This is a genomic window from Paraburkholderia tropica, assembly GCF_914484835.1.
GTDB classification, from domain to species: domain Bacteria; phylum Pseudomonadota; class Gammaproteobacteria; order Burkholderiales; family Burkholderiaceae; genus Paraburkholderia; species Paraburkholderia tropica_A.
On the sequence record NZ_CAJZAR010000053.1, the window covers coordinates 17,010 to 33,106 of the forward strand.

Annotated in this window: 12 protein-coding genes and 1 pseudogene; 7 read left to right on the forward strand and 6 right to left on the reverse strand. The window is 66.4% G+C overall.

Going from position 1 to position 16,097, the window contains the following annotated elements:
* Positions 1–38 precede the first annotated feature (38 nt).
* Positions 39–2,081, reverse strand: coding sequence for a transketolase (gene tkt, locus LDO54_RS18215; RefSeq protein WP_224012076.1), 2,043 nt, complete (start codon positions 2,079–2,081; stop codon positions 39–41).
* Between the two features lie 489 nt (positions 2,082–2,570).
* Here tkt and speE point away from each other — a divergent pair, with 489 nt between their 5' ends.
* The 3 genes from speE (at position 2,571) to LDO54_RS18230 (ending at position 4,711) form a co-directional block, all read left to right on the forward strand.
* Entirely contained in the window at positions 2,571–3,434 is an 864-nt protein-coding gene (gene speE / locus LDO54_RS18220) for a polyamine aminopropyltransferase (protein WP_224012077.1), read from the forward strand.
* 103 nt (positions 3,435–3,537) lie between these two features.
* Positions 3,538–3,951, forward strand: a complete 414-nt coding sequence (locus LDO54_RS18225; RefSeq protein ID WP_224012078.1) for a VOC family protein — start codon at positions 3,538–3,540, stop codon at positions 3,949–3,951.
* Positions 3,952–3,970: 19 nt separating this feature from the next.
* The gene (locus tag LDO54_RS18230; protein ID WP_224012079.1) at positions 3,971–4,711 is read left to right on the forward strand and encodes a 16S rRNA (uracil(1498)-N(3))-methyltransferase; all 741 of its coding nucleotides are present in this window, start codon (positions 3,971–3,973) and stop codon (positions 4,709–4,711) included.
* Positions 4,712–4,851: 140 nt separating this feature from the next.
* Here the strand turns inward: LDO54_RS18230 and LDO54_RS18235 are convergent, their stop codons facing one another.
* The 3 genes from LDO54_RS18235 to LDO54_RS18245 all read right to left on the reverse strand — a co-directional run bounded on the left by LDO54_RS18235 (position 4,852) and on the right by LDO54_RS18245 (position 8,516).
* On the reverse strand, positions 4,852–5,424 hold the full coding sequence (locus LDO54_RS18235; protein WP_224012080.1) for a barstar family protein: 573 nt from the start codon (positions 5,422–5,424) through the stop codon (positions 4,852–4,854).
* A 16-nt stretch (positions 5,425–5,440) separates the two neighbouring features.
* Positions 5,441–5,806 carry a ribonuclease gene (locus LDO54_RS18240; protein WP_415774541.1) on the reverse strand — a complete coding sequence of 122 codons (366 nt, stop codon included), beginning with the start codon at positions 5,804–5,806 and terminating at the stop codon, positions 5,441–5,443.
* A gap of 415 nt (positions 5,807–6,221) precedes the next feature.
* On the reverse strand, positions 6,222–8,516 hold the full coding sequence (locus tag LDO54_RS18245; RefSeq protein WP_224012081.1) for an NADP-dependent malic enzyme: 2,295 nt from the start codon (positions 8,514–8,516) through the stop codon (positions 6,222–6,224).
* Between the two features lie 194 nt (positions 8,517–8,710).
* On the opposite strand from LDO54_RS18245, the gene thiL reads away from it, so the two are divergent.
* From thiL to LDO54_RS18265, 4 genes are all read left to right on the forward strand, one after another.
* On the forward strand, positions 8,711–9,724 hold the full coding sequence (thiL, locus tag LDO54_RS18250; protein ID WP_224012082.1) for a thiamine-phosphate kinase: 1,014 nt from the start codon (positions 8,711–8,713) through the stop codon (positions 9,722–9,724).
* Positions 9,714–10,328 (forward strand): phosphatidylglycerophosphatase A family protein, encoded by a 615-nt coding sequence (locus LDO54_RS18255; RefSeq protein ID WP_224012083.1) that lies wholly within the window; start codon positions 9,714–9,716, stop codon positions 10,326–10,328. Before thiL ends, LDO54_RS18255 begins: the two co-directional genes overlap by 11 nt.
* A gap of 61 nt (positions 10,329–10,389) precedes the next feature.
* Complete coding sequence (locus LDO54_RS18260; RefSeq protein ID WP_224012084.1) at positions 10,390–10,890, forward strand: CinA family protein; 501 nt, start codon at positions 10,390–10,392, stop codon at positions 10,888–10,890.
* A 64-nt stretch (positions 10,891–10,954) separates the two neighbouring features.
* Complete coding sequence (locus tag LDO54_RS18265) at positions 10,955–11,497, forward strand: cupin domain-containing protein (RefSeq protein ID WP_224012085.1); 543 nt, start codon at positions 10,955–10,957, stop codon at positions 11,495–11,497.
* 124 nt (positions 11,498–11,621) lie between these two features.
* On the opposite strand, the gene LDO54_RS18270 is transcribed toward LDO54_RS18265, so the two are convergent.
* Together LDO54_RS18270 and LDO54_RS18275 are read right to left on the reverse strand one after the other, a co-directional pair.
* The gene (locus tag LDO54_RS18270; RefSeq protein WP_224012086.1) at positions 11,622–12,584 is read right to left on the reverse strand and encodes an OmpA family protein; all 963 of its coding nucleotides are present in this window, start codon (positions 12,582–12,584) and stop codon (positions 11,622–11,624) included.
* A 57-nt stretch (positions 12,585–12,641) separates the two neighbouring features.
* A pseudogene (locus LDO54_RS18275) lies at positions 12,642–15,884 on the reverse strand (YadA-like family protein); the annotation flags it as partial.
* Between the last annotated feature and the right edge of the window lie 213 nt (positions 15,885–16,097).

The following is a 16,097-nucleotide window of genomic DNA, read 5'->3' on the forward strand; positions in this document are numbered from 1 at the left end:
CCGCCGTCGGGTAGGCGGCGAGCCCGTGTGAAGCATGCTTAGTTGTCCAGCGCGGCCTTGGCCGTCGCGACGACGTTCTCGACCGTGAAGCCGAAGTGCTTGAACAGCACGCCAGCCGGGGCCGATTCGCCGAAGGTGTCGATGCTGACCACCCCGCCTTCGAGGCCCACGTACTTGCGCCAGAAGTCGCCCTGCGCGGCTTCGATCGCGACGCGGCGCACGCCCTTGGGCAGCACGCGCTCCTTGTACTCGGCGTCCTGGCGGTCGAACACGTTGGTCGACGGCATGGACACCACGCGGGCGCCGATGCCTTCGCGCTGCAGCGCCTCGACGGCCTTCATCGCCAGTTCGACTTCCGAACCCGTGGCGATCAGGATGATCTTGCGGCTCGGGATGTCGTCGTTCCAGTCCTTCAGAACGTAGCCGCCCTTGGCGATGCTGGCGATCTGCGCGTCGGTGCGTTCGTTGAACTGCAGGTTCTGACGGCTGAAGATCAGCGACGACGGACCCTGATGCGCGATCGACTCGGTCCAGGCCACAGCCGTTTCCACCGTGTCGGCCGGACGCCACAGCGTCATGTTCGGGATCAGGCGCAGGCTCGGGACCTGTTCGATCGACTGGTGCGTCGGGCCGTCTTCGCCGAGGCCGATCGAGTCGTGCGTGAACACGAAGATCGACGGGCACTTCATCAGCGCGGCGACGCGCAGCGCGTTGCGGCTGTAGTCCGAGAACGTCAGGAAGGTGCCGCCGAAGGCCTTGTAGCCGCCGTGCAGCACGATGCCGTTGAGCGCGGCGCTCATGCCGAACTCACGCACACCGTAGTTGATGTGGTTGCCCCACTCGATGCCGCTCTCGCCTGCCTTGGCGGCGCGCACGGGCTTCGAGGCCTTCCAGTTCGTGAGGTTCGAGCCGGTCAGGTCGGCCGAGCCGCCGAGCAGTTCGGGCAGTGCTGCGGCGAGACCTTCGATGGCCTGCTGCGACGCCTTGCGCGTAGCGACGGTTTCCTTGCGCGAGTCCGCGCCCGCGACGATCGCGGCGGCCTTCTGCGCCCAGTCTGCGGGCAGCTTGTGAGCCATGCGGCGCTCGAATTCGGCGGCTTCCGTCGGGTACTTCGACTTGTACGCGCCGAACGATTCGTTCCATTCGGCTTCGAGCTTCGCGCCCGTGGCCTTCGAATCCCAGTCTGCGTAGACTTCCTGCGGCAGCACGAACGGCTCCCACTTCCAGCCCACCGCGTCGCGCCACTTGGCGATTTCTTCGGCGCCGAGCGGCGCGCCGTGCACGTCGTGGCCACCGGCCTTGGTCGGCGCGCCGTGGCCGATCTGCGTCTTGCAGCAGATCAGCGTGGGCTTGTCCGATGCCTTGGCCTTGGCGATGGCTGCGTCGACGGCGTCGACGTCATGGCCGTTCACGCCCGCGATCACGTTCCAGCCGTAGGCTTCGAAACGCTTCGGGGTGTCGTCGTGGAACCAGTGCTCGACGTCGCCGTCGATCGAGATGCCGTTGTCGTCGTACAGCGCGATCAGCTTGTTCAGCTTGAGCGTGCCGGCGAGCGAGCAGGCTTCGTGCGAGATGCCTTCCATCAGGCAGCCGTCGCCGAGGAACACGTAGGTGTGGTGATCGACGATCTTCGCGTCGGCCTTGTTGAACTCAGCCGCGAGCAGCGCTTCGGCAAGCGCCATGCCGACCGCGTTCGCCAGACCCTGGCCGAGCGGGCCGGTCGTGGTTTCGACGCCCGGCGTGATGCCGAATTCCGGGTGACCCGGCGTCTTCGAGTGCATCTGGCGGAAGTTCTTCAGCTCGCCGATCGGCAGGTCGTAGCCCGTCAGATGCAGCAACGAATACAGCAGCATGGAGCCGTGGCCGTTCGACAGCACGAAGCGGTCGCGGTCGTTCCAGTGCGGGTTCGTCGGGTTGTGGCGCAGATGGCGCGCCCACAGCGCGACGGCGATCTCGGCCATGCCCATGGGCATGCCGGGGTGGCCGGAATTCGCTTGCTGAACGGCGTCCATGGACAGCGCGCGGATCGCGTTGGCCATCAACGAGGTGGTAGCGGGGGAGGCGGAGGACGAGGTCGTCATGTCGAGTCCGGGGATCGAGTGCAAAAAGCGGCGTGGGCGGACAACGCGTCAAACGCATTGCGGATCGCGCACAGCAGCGAGGCTCTCCGGGAGCTCGGCAAACGTTCACCCCGGCGCGCGATGCGGCGCCAGAAAGACGCAAACGGCAGAGCAAACGGACAGGGCTGCAAAGGCGGACATTCTAGCAGATCATGGGGATTTTCCCGGATCGGCAGGAGCGGGATCAAACTCTGGCACACGCCGATCCCGCCCCGTGATGACGCGATCGCGGCGCCGAAGTCGCAGCGCGGCGGCGGCATGATCATCGCGATGCCCGGCGCGTGGAGCTGGGCCGGGCGAAAGCCGCCTTTATAATGCCGATGAACGCCGATATCGCCCCGATTCCTCACTGATTCCCGGCGGCTTGACGTGTGGCGGCCGCGCTTGTCGCTGCCCCATGCCGCACCGCATCGAACCCGCCCAGATCGCACACAGATCGCATCCCAATCCGTGACCGCTCCGCTCGTCTTCCGCCCTGCCGCCGACGCCGAATACGGCTTCCCCGGCGCGCGCCTGCTCGCCGCCGCCGATTCGGCCTGGCAGCACATCGAGGTCTGGGACACGCCGCAGCTCGGCTGCCTGTTCACGCTCGACGGCCGCCCGATGACTTCGGCCGGCGACGAGTTCGTCTATCACGAGTGCATGACGCACGTGGCCGCGCTCACGCATCCGGCGCCGCGCGCGGCGCTCGTGCTGGGCGGCGGCGACGGCGGCGCGGCGCGCCAGCTGCTGCGCCATCCGGGAATCGAGCGCATCGTCGTGGCCGAACTCGACGCGGACGTCGTGCGGCTGACCGGCGACTATCTGCCTGACGTGCGCGGCGGCGCCTTCGACGACCCGCGCGTGGAACTGGTGATCGGCGACGCCGCCGATTTCGTCGCGCGCACGCAGGAACGCTTCGACCTCGTCGTGTTCGACCTCACGCCGCCCGACTCGCCGGCCGCGGGCCTGTACACGGCCGCGTTCTACGCCGCGCTCAAGCACGTGATGAGCGACGATGCGCTGGTTTCGCTGCATCTGGGCGCGCCGTATCATCACGCCGCGCGCATCGGCGCGCTGCTGGCCGGACTGCGTGGCGCGTTCGCGCGGGTGCGCCCGCTCGGCGCGTACGTGCCGCTCTACGGCGCGTTCTGGCTGATGGCCGTGGCCAGCGACCGGCTCGACCCGGCGGCGCTGGACGCGGCGGCGCTCGAAACGCGCCTCGCCGCGCGCGAAATCGAGGGTCTGCGCTTCTACGACGCGCAGGTCCATGCGGCACTCCTGGCCGCACCACGAATGACGCGCGATAAACTAGGCCAATTCCTACAGCTTTAGCAGGTGCGACGTTGGAAAATCGCTGGGTTCCTTACACTTTTTTGCTTACCCGCCGAAATCCGCCCACCCAGGTCCTTGCCCGAAACGAATCTGGAGAGACTCGATGACCCCACCCCGCCCCGCCGGTGTGCCGTGGCTGACGCCGTATATGACGGTGCGCGATGCGCGCGCCGCGATCGCCTTTTTCGAGGCGGCTTTCGGCTTCGCGGTGCGCGACAGTGTCGAGGACGACGGCGCGGTGATGCACGTGGAAATGACCTACCACGACCAGCTGATCGTGATGTTCGCGCCCGAAGGCGCTTTCGGCTCGACGGCGCGCACGCCCAAAAGCTCGAGCGCCATCGCCCCCCAATCCTTTTATCTGTATGTCGACGACGTCGACGCGGTGTATGCGCGCGCGCTCGCAGCCGGCGCCAAATCGTTGAGCGAACCACAAGACCAGTTCTGGGGCGACCGTTTCGCCCAGGTCGAGGACCTCGACGGTTACCGCTGGGCGCTTGCCCGCCATTTGTCATGAAGCAATGAGAACCTGTCTTATGCCCCGTTTTTTCGTCGGTAATTCTCTCGAATCCGGCGACGTCTTCACCCTGCCCGACGAAGTCACCCGGCACGTCCAGGTGCTGCGTTTGCAGCCCGGCGACACCGTCGTGCTGTTCAACGGCATGGGCGGCGAATTCAGCGCCGAAATCATCGAAATGGAGCGGCGCGAGGCGCAGGTGCGCGTCGGCCCGTATCGCGACATCGAAACCGAGCCGCCCTACCGCCTCACGCTCGCGCAAGGCATCGCCGGCAGCGACAAGATGGACTGGCTGATCGAAAAGGCGGTCGAGCTGGGCGCGATGAATTTCGTGCCGCTCACGACCTCGCGCAGCGTCGTGCGCCTCTCGGGCGAGCGCGCCGTGCGCCGCCAGGCGCACTGGCAGCGCATCGTTCAGGCGTCGTGCGAACAGTGCGGCCGCAATCGCATGCCCGAAGTCGCGCCCACGCGCGAAATGGGCACGTGGCTCGGCTCGCTGCCGAAGACGCCCGCCGAAGGCGAGTTGCGCGTGCTGCTCTCGCCGCGCGCGAACGTGTCGTTTTCCACGCTGCCCGCCACGCCGCCGCAAGGCGAGATCACCGTGCTGGTGGGGCCAGAAGGGGGATTTTCGTCGCCGGAAGAAGCCGCCGCGCTCGATCATGGCTTCATCGCCGTGGGGCTCGGGCCGCGCATCCTGCGTACGGAAACGGCCGGCATCGCCGTGCTCGCGGCGCTCGCGGCACGCTGGGGCGGCTGGTAAGCCTCGCGCCGGGCGCACGCCTGGCGTTACGGCGCGTAAAAATGACAAGGCCCGCCGGAAGGCGGGCCTGCGCTTTTGTGTCGCAAGAATGCGACGGCGGATGCGGAAAGCGTTAAAGGCTCACGCTCGCCCGGCTGCGTTCAGGCGAACGAATAAAAGACCCGGAACGCCACGCCTCGCTCGGCCCAGTATTCGGAGGCCTCGCGGAACACATCGAGCAGCGTCTCGCGGCCATCTTTATCGAACTTCTGCGCGATCGGCAGGCCGTCCAGCACGACCACGAAGCCCGGCTGCTCGCCGGCCTTCTGCACCAGATCGGTCAGGCAGTCGTACAGGCCGTCGTAGTTCTTGCCGAAATGCTTCGGAAACAGAAACGACGTGGCGATGGTCTCCAGCACTTCCTGCTTGGTCAGCGCGTTGGCGCAGAACGCATAGAGGAAATGCTGCTGCAGGCGCTCGGCCTCGTCGGCGAGATCCTGGACGCGGAACGCGCGGATCGACTGGACGATATTCGGCCTGACGGTCGAAAACAGGCTCATGGCCGCCTCGTTCGATGAATGCGCCTCGTCCGTGTGCACGCTGTCGTGCTGCTGATCCTCGCGCTGCTGATCGTCGTGCTTCATCTGCATGACGCGCTGGAACAGGTTGCCCTCGCCGGACGCGAACAGATCGCTCGCGACCCGCGGGTCGTGTGCGTAAGTGTTATCGCTCATGCCGCTCTTCCCGGTGTCATTCAACAATTCGCTTAAAACTGGCGTAGTGGTCGTCGGAGTAATAGCAGTTGTCGGTGCGCCTGAGCGGCCCGCCGCAGACGATCCGCCGCGCGCCGCGATTGTGCGCGTGCGGCGTGGGGACGGTGTACTCGTGATAGAAGCCGCGCCGATGATGCGGCAACTGCCGTTCGAAATTGCCGAACACGACGCCGTCCTTCTCGTACGGGTAAGGTCCGCCCTCGCCGATCAGACCGAGCGTGGCGACCGCCTCGCGCGGCAATGCGCCCACACTGACCGTTCCGACCGTCGCACCAGCCGCGCCGCTGTCGCCGGATTCATCCCACGACGAGCCTCGCGCTGCCGCGCCTTGCGTGAACGCCAGCGCCGCCACCAGAAAAAAGCCCGAAACCGCGCGCCCAAGCCGACCGGCAGCGCCACCGGCGCGACCGCGAAATACGCTTTGGGAACAAGGATTTACTCGAACCTGACTGGTCGATGCGACGCCATTTTGCGCACAATTATCCTCAGGCAGTCCTATGCATGCCATCTGCGCACCATTTACGGATTTCCACCCTGGGGATAACGCGTTCGACGACCCTGAAAGATGTAAGGGTATCGCTAATGGGACCTGGAAGCAATCACAGCCAGGCGGCGATACCACACCGTTGACCGCGCACAAGCGGCAAACCGGTAACTTTTACAATCGCAAAAAAGACAAAAAAACGGCGCGCCGGAGACCGGACACGCCGTTTTGTGACTGCCGCCAACCCAGCAAATGAGCGGCGAATCCGTCGCGCTTAACGCGTCGCGTTCACATCCGCGACCAGCAGCGCCGTCATGTTGACGATGCGGCGCACCGTGGCCGACGCCGTCAGCACGTGCACCGGCTTGGCCGCGCCCAGCAGGATCGGCCCGATGGCGATGTTGTTGCCGGCCGCCGTCTTGAGCAGGTTGTACGAGATGTTGGCCGCGTCGATGTTCGGCATGATCAGCAGGTTCGCTTCGCCCTCGAGCGTCGATTCCGGCAGGATTTCACGGCGCAGATTCGCGTCGAGCGCGACGTCGCCGTGCATTTCGCCGTCCACTTGCAGATCGGGCGCGCGCTCCTGGAGGATTTCCAGCAGATCGCGCATCTTCTGCGCCGACGGCGCATTGCTCGAACCGAAGTTCGAATGCGAGCACAGCGCGATCTTCGGCTCGATACCGAAGCGGCGCACTTCTTCCGCCGCCATGATCGTGATTTCGGCGAGCTGCTCGGGCGTGGGATCGACGTTCACGTGCGTGTCGACGATGAAAATCTGGCGGTTCGGCAGCACCAGCGCGTTCATCGCGGCGAACACGTTGCAGCCTGCCTTCTTGCCGATGATCTGGTCGATGAAGTGCAGATGGCGGTGCGTCGTGCTGACCGTGCCGCAGATCATGCCGTCCGCTTCGCCCTTTTCCACCAGCATCGCGCCGATCAGCGTGGTGCGGCGGCGCATTTCGAGCTTGGCCATTTGCGGCGTGATGCCCTTGCGCGCCATCAGCTTCGCGTAGGTCTGCCAGAAGTCGCGATAACGCTCGTCATGGTCGGTGTTGACGACCGTGTAGTCCTGACCCGCGACCAGACGCAGCCCGTAACGCGCCATGCGCTGCTCGATCACCGCCGGGCGGCCGATCAGGATGGGCTTCGCGAGCTTTTCGTCGACCACGATCTGCACCGCGCGCAGGATGCGCTCCTCTTCGCCCTCGGCGAACACGATGCGCTTCTTCTCCGGCTCCACGGCGCGCGCGAGCTGGAAGATCGGCTTCATGGTCGTGCCGCTGTGGTAGACGAACTGCTGGAGGTGCTGCTCGTAGGCGTCCATGTCCTCGATCGGACGCGTGGCCACGCCCGCGTCCATCGCCGCCTGGGCGACGGCCGGCGCGATCTTCACGATCAGGCGCGGGTCGAAGGGCTTCGGAATCAGGTACTCGGGGCCGAACTGCAGATCCTGGATGCCGTAGGCCGTGGCCACGACGTCGCTCTGCTCCTGGCGCGCCAGTTCCGCGATGGCGTTCACGGCGGCGATTTCCATCTCGCGCGTGATCGTGGTCGCGCCCACATCGAGCGCGCCGCGGAAGATGAACGGGAAGCACAGCACGTTGTTCACCTGGTTCGGATAGTCCGTGCGGCCGGTGGCGAGCACGGCGTCCGGGCGCACTTCCAGCGCCAGTTCCGGCAGGATTTCCGGCGTGGGGTTCGCGAGCGCGAGAATCAGCGGCTTCGCGGCCATCTGCTTGACCATGTCCTGCTTGAGCACGCCGCCCGCGGAAAGGCCGAGGAAAATGTCGGCGCCTTCGATCACTTCGGCGAGCGTGCGCGCGTCGGTTTCACGGGCGAAACGCTCCTTGTCCGGGTCCATCAGCTCGGTGCGGCCCTTGTAGACCACGCCCGCGAGGTCGGTCACGAAGATGTTTTCGAGCGGCAGGCCGAGATCGACCAGCAGGTCCAGACACGCCAGCGCCGCCGCGCCCGCGCCCGACGCCACCAGCTTGACCTGCTTGATGTCCTTGCCCACGACCTTCAGGCCGTTGGTGAACGCCGCCGCCACGACGATGGCGGTGCCGTGCTGGTCGTCGTGGAAGACCGGAATCTTCATGCGCTTGCGCGCTTCACGTTCGACGATGAAGCATTCCGGCGCCTTGATGTCTTCGAGATTGATGCCGCCGAAGGTCGGTTCGAGCGCGGCGATCACGTCGACGAGCTTGTGCGGGTCCGACTCGTTCAGCTCGATGTCGAACACGTCGATGCCCGCGAACTTCTTGAACAGCACCGCCTTGCCTTCCATGACGGGCTTCGAGGCGAGCGGCCCGATATTGCCGAGGCCGAGCACCGCCGTGCCGTTCGACACGACGCCGACGAGATTGCTGCGCGCCGTGAAGCGCGCGGCATTCAGCGGATTCTCGACGATCGCCTCGCACGCGAACGCAACGCCCGGCGAGTACGCGAGCGAGAGGTCACGCTGGTTGATCATTTGCTTGGTCGGCGCGATCGCGATCTTCCCGGGGGTGGGAAACTCGTGATAGTCGAGGGCGGCTTCGCGAAGCTTGTTCGTGGCGGGATTCGACATGGGGGCAGGGGCGTGAGTGCGGATTAGAATGACAGTTCGAACGCGAATGTGCCCGATTGTAGCGCCATTCCCCAGCAGGATTCCTTTCAGTTCAGGCGCAGCTGCCGCGACCGCCGTGCAGGCAAAGCCGCGTCGGCGGCCGGTGCCGTGGCCTTGCAGCGGCCTCGCCATTCATTCGTCATAGACCTTTCGTCATGCTTTCCGAGTTCTCCCTGATCGACCATTATTTCGCCCGGCGCGCGCGCGAGCACACGCGACGCGCCGCGCTCGGCATCGGCGACGATTGCGCGCTCGTCGCGCCCGCGCCCGGCGAGATGCTGGCCGTGTCCACCGACATGCTGGTGGAAGGCCGCCATTTCCTGCCCGACGTCGATCCCCATGCGCTCGGCCACAAGACGCTCGCCGTCAATCTCTCGGACCTCGCGGCGATGGGCGCGAAGCCGCTCGGCTTCACGCTCGCGTTCGCGCTGCCCAAGCCGCGCGAGGACTGGCTCGCGGCGTTCAGCGCGGGCCTCTTCGAACTGGCCGATCAGCACGATTGCGAGCTGGTCGGCGGCGACACCACGGCCGGGCCGCTCAACCTCTGCGTGACGGTGTTCGGCTCGGTGCAGCAGGATGTCGCACTTCGGCGCGACGCCGCGCAGCCGGGCGACGACGTCTGGGTGTCGGGCACGCCCGGCGACGCGCGCGCGGGCCTCGCCGTGCTGCGCAACGACTGGCCGGACACGCCCATCGACGCCGCCGACGCCGCCCTGTTCCGGCGCGCGCTCGAATATCCGCAGCCGCGCGTGGCGCTGGGCCTCGCGCTCGCGGGCGTGGCGCGCGCGGCGCTCGACGTCTCCGACGGGCTGGCCGGCGACCTGCGGCACATCCTCGAACGCTCGCGGGTGAGCGCCGCCATCGACGTGGATGCGCTGCCGCTCTCGCCCGCGCTCCGGCGCCTGCCACGCGAGCTGCAACTGCAATGCGCGCTCGCGGGCGGCGACGACTACGAACTGTGTTTCACCGCAGCGCAAGCCCGGCGTGAGGCTGTCGAGGCGGCGGCGCAACAGGCGGGTGTGCGCGTGACGCGCATCGGTACAATAACTTCGCCTCAAGGTGGGAGCGGCGCGGATCCGCACGCGCGGCCCGCCATCGCCTGGCACGATGCCGCCGGCGCGCCACTTAACCTGACGTTGCAAGGCTTCGATCATTTCCATGCAGACTGACCCCACGCCCTCGCCCGCCGGCAACGGCGCGACGCCAGCCGATGCGCCCGGCGGCGCGTCGTCGGCGGCTTTACCGGCAAGCTCGCAGCCCGCGGGACAAAACGCGAGCACGCCCAAAGGCCCGCGCCGCGCCGACGCGCCCTTCATGCTCACGCATCCGCTGCACATCATTTCGCTCGGCTTCGGCTCGGGCCTCTCGCGGCTCGCGCCCGGCACCGCCGGCACGCTGTTCGCGTGGGCCGCGTTCGAAGTGCTCAACCGCTATCTGAGCGTGCTCGACTGGGGCGTGCTGATCTTCGGCGGCTTTCTCGCGGGCATCTGGATCACCGATTTCACGGCGAAGAAACTGCGCACCGACGATCCGTCGGCGATCGTCTGGGACGAAATCATCGCGTTCTGGCTCGTGCTGCTGATGGTCACGCCCATCGAATTCACCGGCAAGCTCTGGGCCTTCGTGATCTTCCGCTTCTTCGACATGGTGAAGCCGCCGCCCATCCGCTATTTCGACCGGCGCTTCAAGGGCGGCTTCGGCATCATGATCGACGACCTCGTCGCCGCTTTCTTCACGCTGCTCGTGATCGCGCTCTGGCGCATGTCGGTCTGATTTTTCGCGTCGCCCACAACCCTCGGCAACCCACACGGCAACCCGCCACGGACACACCGCCATGCCCACCGATTCCGTCGTCCACCAACTCGCGATCCGCGCCGGCAACAAGCTGCGCGACGCGCGCCTGATGCTCGCCACCGCCGAGTCCTGCACGGGCGGCATGGTCGCCGCCGCCATCACCGATATTTCGGGCAGCAGCGGCTGGTTCGAGCGCGGCTTCGTCACCTATTCGAACCAGGCCAAGACCGAGATGATCGGCGTGCCCGCCGAGATGATCGAGAAGCACGGCGCGGTCAGCGAGCCGGTCGCGCGCGCGATGGCCGAGGGCGCGCTGCGCAACAGCCGGGCACAGGTTTCGCTCGCCATCACCGGCATCGCCGGTCCGGGCGGCGGCACGCCGGAGAAACCGGTCGGCATGGTGTCGTTCGGCTGGAGCAACCGGCTGCACACGAACGTCGAAACGCTCGTCTTCAAGGGCGATCGCGACCAGATTCGCGTGCAGGCCGCCGCGCACGCGCTGCGCGGGCTGCTCGCGCTGATCGACGAACAGGAGCGCTGAGCCGGGACGCGGCATACTGGGCGGCGCGTGGGGTTCACCGCCGATCATCCAGGAGGACGCCGTCATGGCCACCGCGAACACCGCAGTCGACGAACTGATCCGCCGCTTCGCACTCGAACCGCATCCCGAAGGCGGCTACTACAGCGAGACCTATCGCTCCGACAAACTGGTCCGCCGCGACGGCGGCCGCGACGAGGACGGCACGCGCGCCGCCTCGACCGCCATCTACTTTCTGCTCGCGGACGGCGCCTACTCGGCGTGGCACCGCATCCGCTCCGACGAACTCTGGCACTTCTACGCAGGCGCGCCCATCGAGATCCACTCGATCGACGAGCGCGGCGTGCTGTCCACGCGCAAGCTCGGCCACGCGCTCGACCATCCGGGCACGGTGTTCCAGGCGCTGGTGCCGGCGGGTCACTGGTTCGCGGCGCGCTGCTGCGATCCGTCCACTTATGCGCTCGTCGGCTGCACGGTGGCGCCGGGGTTCGAGTTCAGCGAGTTCGAGATCGCCGATACCACCGCGCTGGCCGAAAAATATCCGCTGCATCGCGCGATCATCGAGTTGCTCGGCAAGCCTGCGGCGGTATCGGTGACGAAGAAAGCGTGACGTCGCGCCCCGGGCGCGCATAAAAAAAGCGGCGTGCCCGAAGACACGCCGCAAATCGCCCTACTCAATCGGGCAGCGGTACGCCGCCCGACTCACACTCCGCTTGAAGCGCGCGAGCGCGCGCTTACTTCGCGGTGATCTCCACGCGCCGGTTCGGTGCGAGACACGCCACCACCGCCGACGTCGCCTTCTTGCCCGCACACGACTTGACCGGATTCGACGCGCCGCGCCCGTCGATCTCGAAACGCTGCGCCTGCACGCCTTGCGCCAGCATCTCGCGCATCACGGCCGCCGCACGCTGCTTCGACAGACGGTCGTTGTGCGCCGCCGAGCCGAAGCGGTCCGTATAGCCGGTGATGCCGACCACGCCGAGCGTCGCGCCCGACTCGCGCCACTGCTGCGCGAGCAAGGCGATCTGGCGATGGCCTTCGGGCTTGAGCACGGCGCTGTCGAAATCGAACAGCGCGTCGGCCGACAGCGAGATGCGCTTTGCCACCGGCGCAACGACCGCTGCGGCCACCGGCGCCACGACAGGCGGCGGCGCAGGCGGCACGCACTTGTCGAGTTCGCCGTTGACCTTCTGCGCAAGCTTCTGCGCGCGCTCGATGGCGTCCCAGCCGTGCACCCAATGCGTGCCGTGCGTCTCGTCCTGTTCCTTCCAGGCTTCGTCGGTGAGCGCGCGCAAACGTCCCGCGTCCTCGCCCTTGCACGGCGATTGCTCGGCGCGCTGGTTGGTGCGCTCGATTTCCTGCAGCGCCTTCACCCACTTCTCGCGCGTCTCGACGGGCGGCCAGTTCTTCTGCCCGTAGATCGGCTGAAACGCCACGCTGCCGTCGATGTAATGACGGCCGTTGTTGAGCGAGCGCGCCGCCGCATCGTTGTAGACCTTCGAGACCAGCACGTGGCTGTCCTGACGATCGGCGATTTCCAGCCAGCCTTCGGCCAGACCACGCTGATACGGATCAGCGATCCGTTGCGCGGCGGGCATCAGCGCTTCGGCGTCGCTGCCCACGCTGGCGAACGCCTGGGCGCCCGACAACGCGGACAGCGCTGTCGCCAGTGCGCCGCATAGCAATAGTTTCTTCATGACTTCGTTCTCCGCGCCCGCCACGGTTTCCCGTGGCGGGCCTCGTTAGCGCTGCGTTCAGAAGCCGAACGTTGCGCCGACCGATGCGCCGGTGCTGCCGCCGGGGCCCGTCGAACGCGCGACGTGCGCGTTCAGCAGGAGACGGTCGCTGACGTACCAGTTCGCACCGAGCGCCAGGGCGCTCTCACCGCCGTACGTACCCGCCGCGACGGCCATCTGGAAGTTGCCTTCCGCCCGTGCGTTCGGGATCAGCGAGGAAGCCGCCATGGCCGCCGCACCCAGCGAGTTCATCTCGCGACGAACCTGACCGATCTGCTGGTTGGTGTACGCGTTGGCTTGCTGCACGCCTTGCGCGACCGCTTGCGTCGTGTACGACTGGGCGTTGCTCACCGCGTCGTTCAACTGGCTCACGTTGACCGCATCGGTGGCGTTCGTGCCGTTCGCGACGTTGACGATCTTGCGTTCGTTGCCCGCCGAGCCGACCGACACCGTGTTCGCCTGATCCGCCACCGAACCTGCGCCGAGCGCAACAGCACCTTCCGCGCTCGCCGTCGAGTTCGCGCCGATCGCCGTCGAGTTCTTGCCCGTGGCTTGCGAGCCTGCGCCCATCGCCGTCGACGTTTCACCGCTGGCCACCGCGTTCGCGCCCGCTGCCGTCGAATGCGTGCCGCTTGCATTCGCCGCTTCCGTGTCGCGATTGCCATCCGCTGCGAACATCGGATTGCCGGACGAAGCGATGTTCTCGATGCCAGCGATCGCGTTGTACAGCTGCGCGCCGTTGACTGCGTCCGAGCTCGTCGCCGAGACATCACCGTTGGCGATGTTGCTCAGCTTCACCGCGCTCGTCGCACCCGAACCGCCCAGCGTCACCGAATCGTGCGCCGACGAGTCGTACGAAACGGCATCGGCCATCTGGCCTTGCAGCGTCGTCACGTTGCCCGCGAGGTTCGACAGCGAGTCGCCCACGTTGTTGAACGTGTTGCCGTTCAGCACGTAAGTCGGGTTCGTGATCGAGCCATCGGCGTTCACCTTCGAGCCGCCGCCCAGCGCGCTGGCCGTGCTGCTGCCCAGTGCGTAGAGTTGCGAACCGTTCACGGCATCGAAGCTCGAAGCGTTCACCATGCCCGCTGCCACGTTGTGCAGCGTGACCGGCGATGCGCCCGAACCGCCGAGCGTGACCGAATCGTGCGCCGACGAGTCGTACAGCACCGCGTCCTGCAGCTTGCCGCTGATGCTCGTGATGTCGCCAGCCAGGTTCGACACGTTCGTGTTGGTCGCGTACAGCTGCGAACCGTTCACCGCGTCGGTGCTCGATGCCGAGATGTCGCCATTCTTCACGTTGTGGATTGCCACCGGCTTGGTTGCATCCGTGCCGCCCAGCGTGATCGAGTCATGCGCCGACGAGTCGTACGACACCGCATCGGCCATCTGGCCTTGCAGGTTGGTCACGTCGCCAGCAATGTTCGACACCGCCGTGTTCGTGGCGTACAGCTGCGAACCGTTCACTGCATCCGTGCTCGATGCCGAGATGTCGCCGCCCTTCACGTTGTGCAGCGCCACCGGCGATGCGCCCGAGCCGCCCAGCGTCACCGAATCGTGCGCCGACGTGTCGTACAGCACGGCGTCCTGCAGCTTGCCGTTGATGTTCGTGATATCGCCTGCGAGATTCGTGATCGCGCCCGCCACGTTCGTGAACGACTTGCCGCCGATGTTGTACGTCGGGTTCGAGATCGAGCCGTCCGGGTTCACCGTCGAACCGCCGCCCAGTGCATCGGCCGTGCTGTTGCCCAGTGCGTACAGCTGCGAACCGTTCACTGCATCGACGCTCGATGCCGACACTTCGCCTGCGCTCACGCCCGTCAGCACTCGCGTGCCTGCCGTGCCCGTGAAGTCCACGACCGTACCGTCCGTGTCCTTCGCGACCGTGATGTTGCGCGACGTCGGGTCTTGCTGCACCAGACCGATCGTGCCGTTGTCGATCTCGTTCGCGATGTTCGTCACGCGACCGTCGATGTTCGTCAGCGCGCCGCCCACGTTGTTGAACGTGTCGCCACCGATGTTGTACGTCGGGTTCGAGATCGAACCGTCCGGGTTCACCGTCGAGCCGCTGCCCAGTGCGTCGGCGGTGCTGCTGCCGAGTGCGTAGAGCTGCGCGCCGTTCACTGCGTCGAAGCTCGATGCCGAGACTTCGCCTGCTGCCACGTTGTGCAGTGCCACCGGCGAGGCACCCGAACCACCCAGCGTCACCGAATCGTGCGCCGACGTGTCGTACAGCACGGCGTCCTGCAGCTTGCCGCTCAGGTTCGTGATGTCGCCTTGCAGCGTGGTCACGTTGCCCGCGAGGTTCGACACGTTCGTGTTCGTCGCGTACAGCTGGCCGCCGTTCACCGCGTCCGTGCTCGATGCCGAGACATCGCCGTCCTTCACGTTGTGGATCGCCACCGGCGTCGTTGCATCCGTACCGCCCAGCGTGATCGAGTCGTGTGCCGACGTGTCGTACGACACCGCATCGGCCATCTGGCCTTGCAGCGTGGTCACGTTACCGGCGATGTTCGACACGTCACCAGCAATGTTCGTCACCGTACCCGCGAGGTTCGACACGTTCGTGTTGGTCGCGTACAGCTGCGAACCGTTCACCGCATCGACGCTCGATGCCGACACTTCGCCTGCGCTCACGCCCGTCAGCACGCGAGTGCCTGCGGTGCCCGTGAAGTCCACGACCGTACCGTCCGTGTCCTTCGCGACCGTGATGTTGCGCGTCGTCGGGTCTTGCTGCACCAGACCGATCGTGCCGTTGTCGATCTCGTTCGCGATGTTCGTCACGCGGCCGTCGATGTTCGTCAGCGCGCCGCCCACGTTGTTGAACGTGTCGCCACCGATGTTGTACGTCGGGTTCGAGATCGAACCGTCCGGGTTCACCGTCGAGCCGCTGCCCAGCGCGTCGGCGGTGCTGCTGCCGAGTGCGTAGAGCTGCGCACCGTTCACCGCGTCGAAGCTCGATGCCGAGACTTCGCCTGCTGCCACGTTGTGCAGTGCCACCGGCAAGGCGCCCGAACCGCCGAGCGTCACCGAATCGTGCGCCGACGAGTCGTACACCACGGCGTCCTGCAGCTTGCCGCTGATGTTCGTGATGTCGCCAGCCAGATTCGACACGTCGCCGGCCAGGTTCGACACGTTCGTGTTCGTCGCGTACAGCTGGCCGCCGTTCACCGCGTCGGTGCTCGATGCCGAGACATCACCATCCTTCACGTTGTGGATCGCCACCGGCGTCGTTGCGTCGGTACCGCCCAGCGTGATCGAGTCATGCGCCGACGTGTCGTACGTCACCGTATCGCCGAGTTGCCCCTGGATGTTGGTGATATCGCCTGCGAGATTCGTGATCGCGCCCGCCACGTTCGTGAACGACTTGCCGCCGATGTTGTACGTCGGGTTCGAAATCGAACCGTCCGGGTTCACCGTCGAGCCGCCGCCCAGTGCATCGGCCGTGCTGTTGCCCAGTGCGTACAGCTGCGA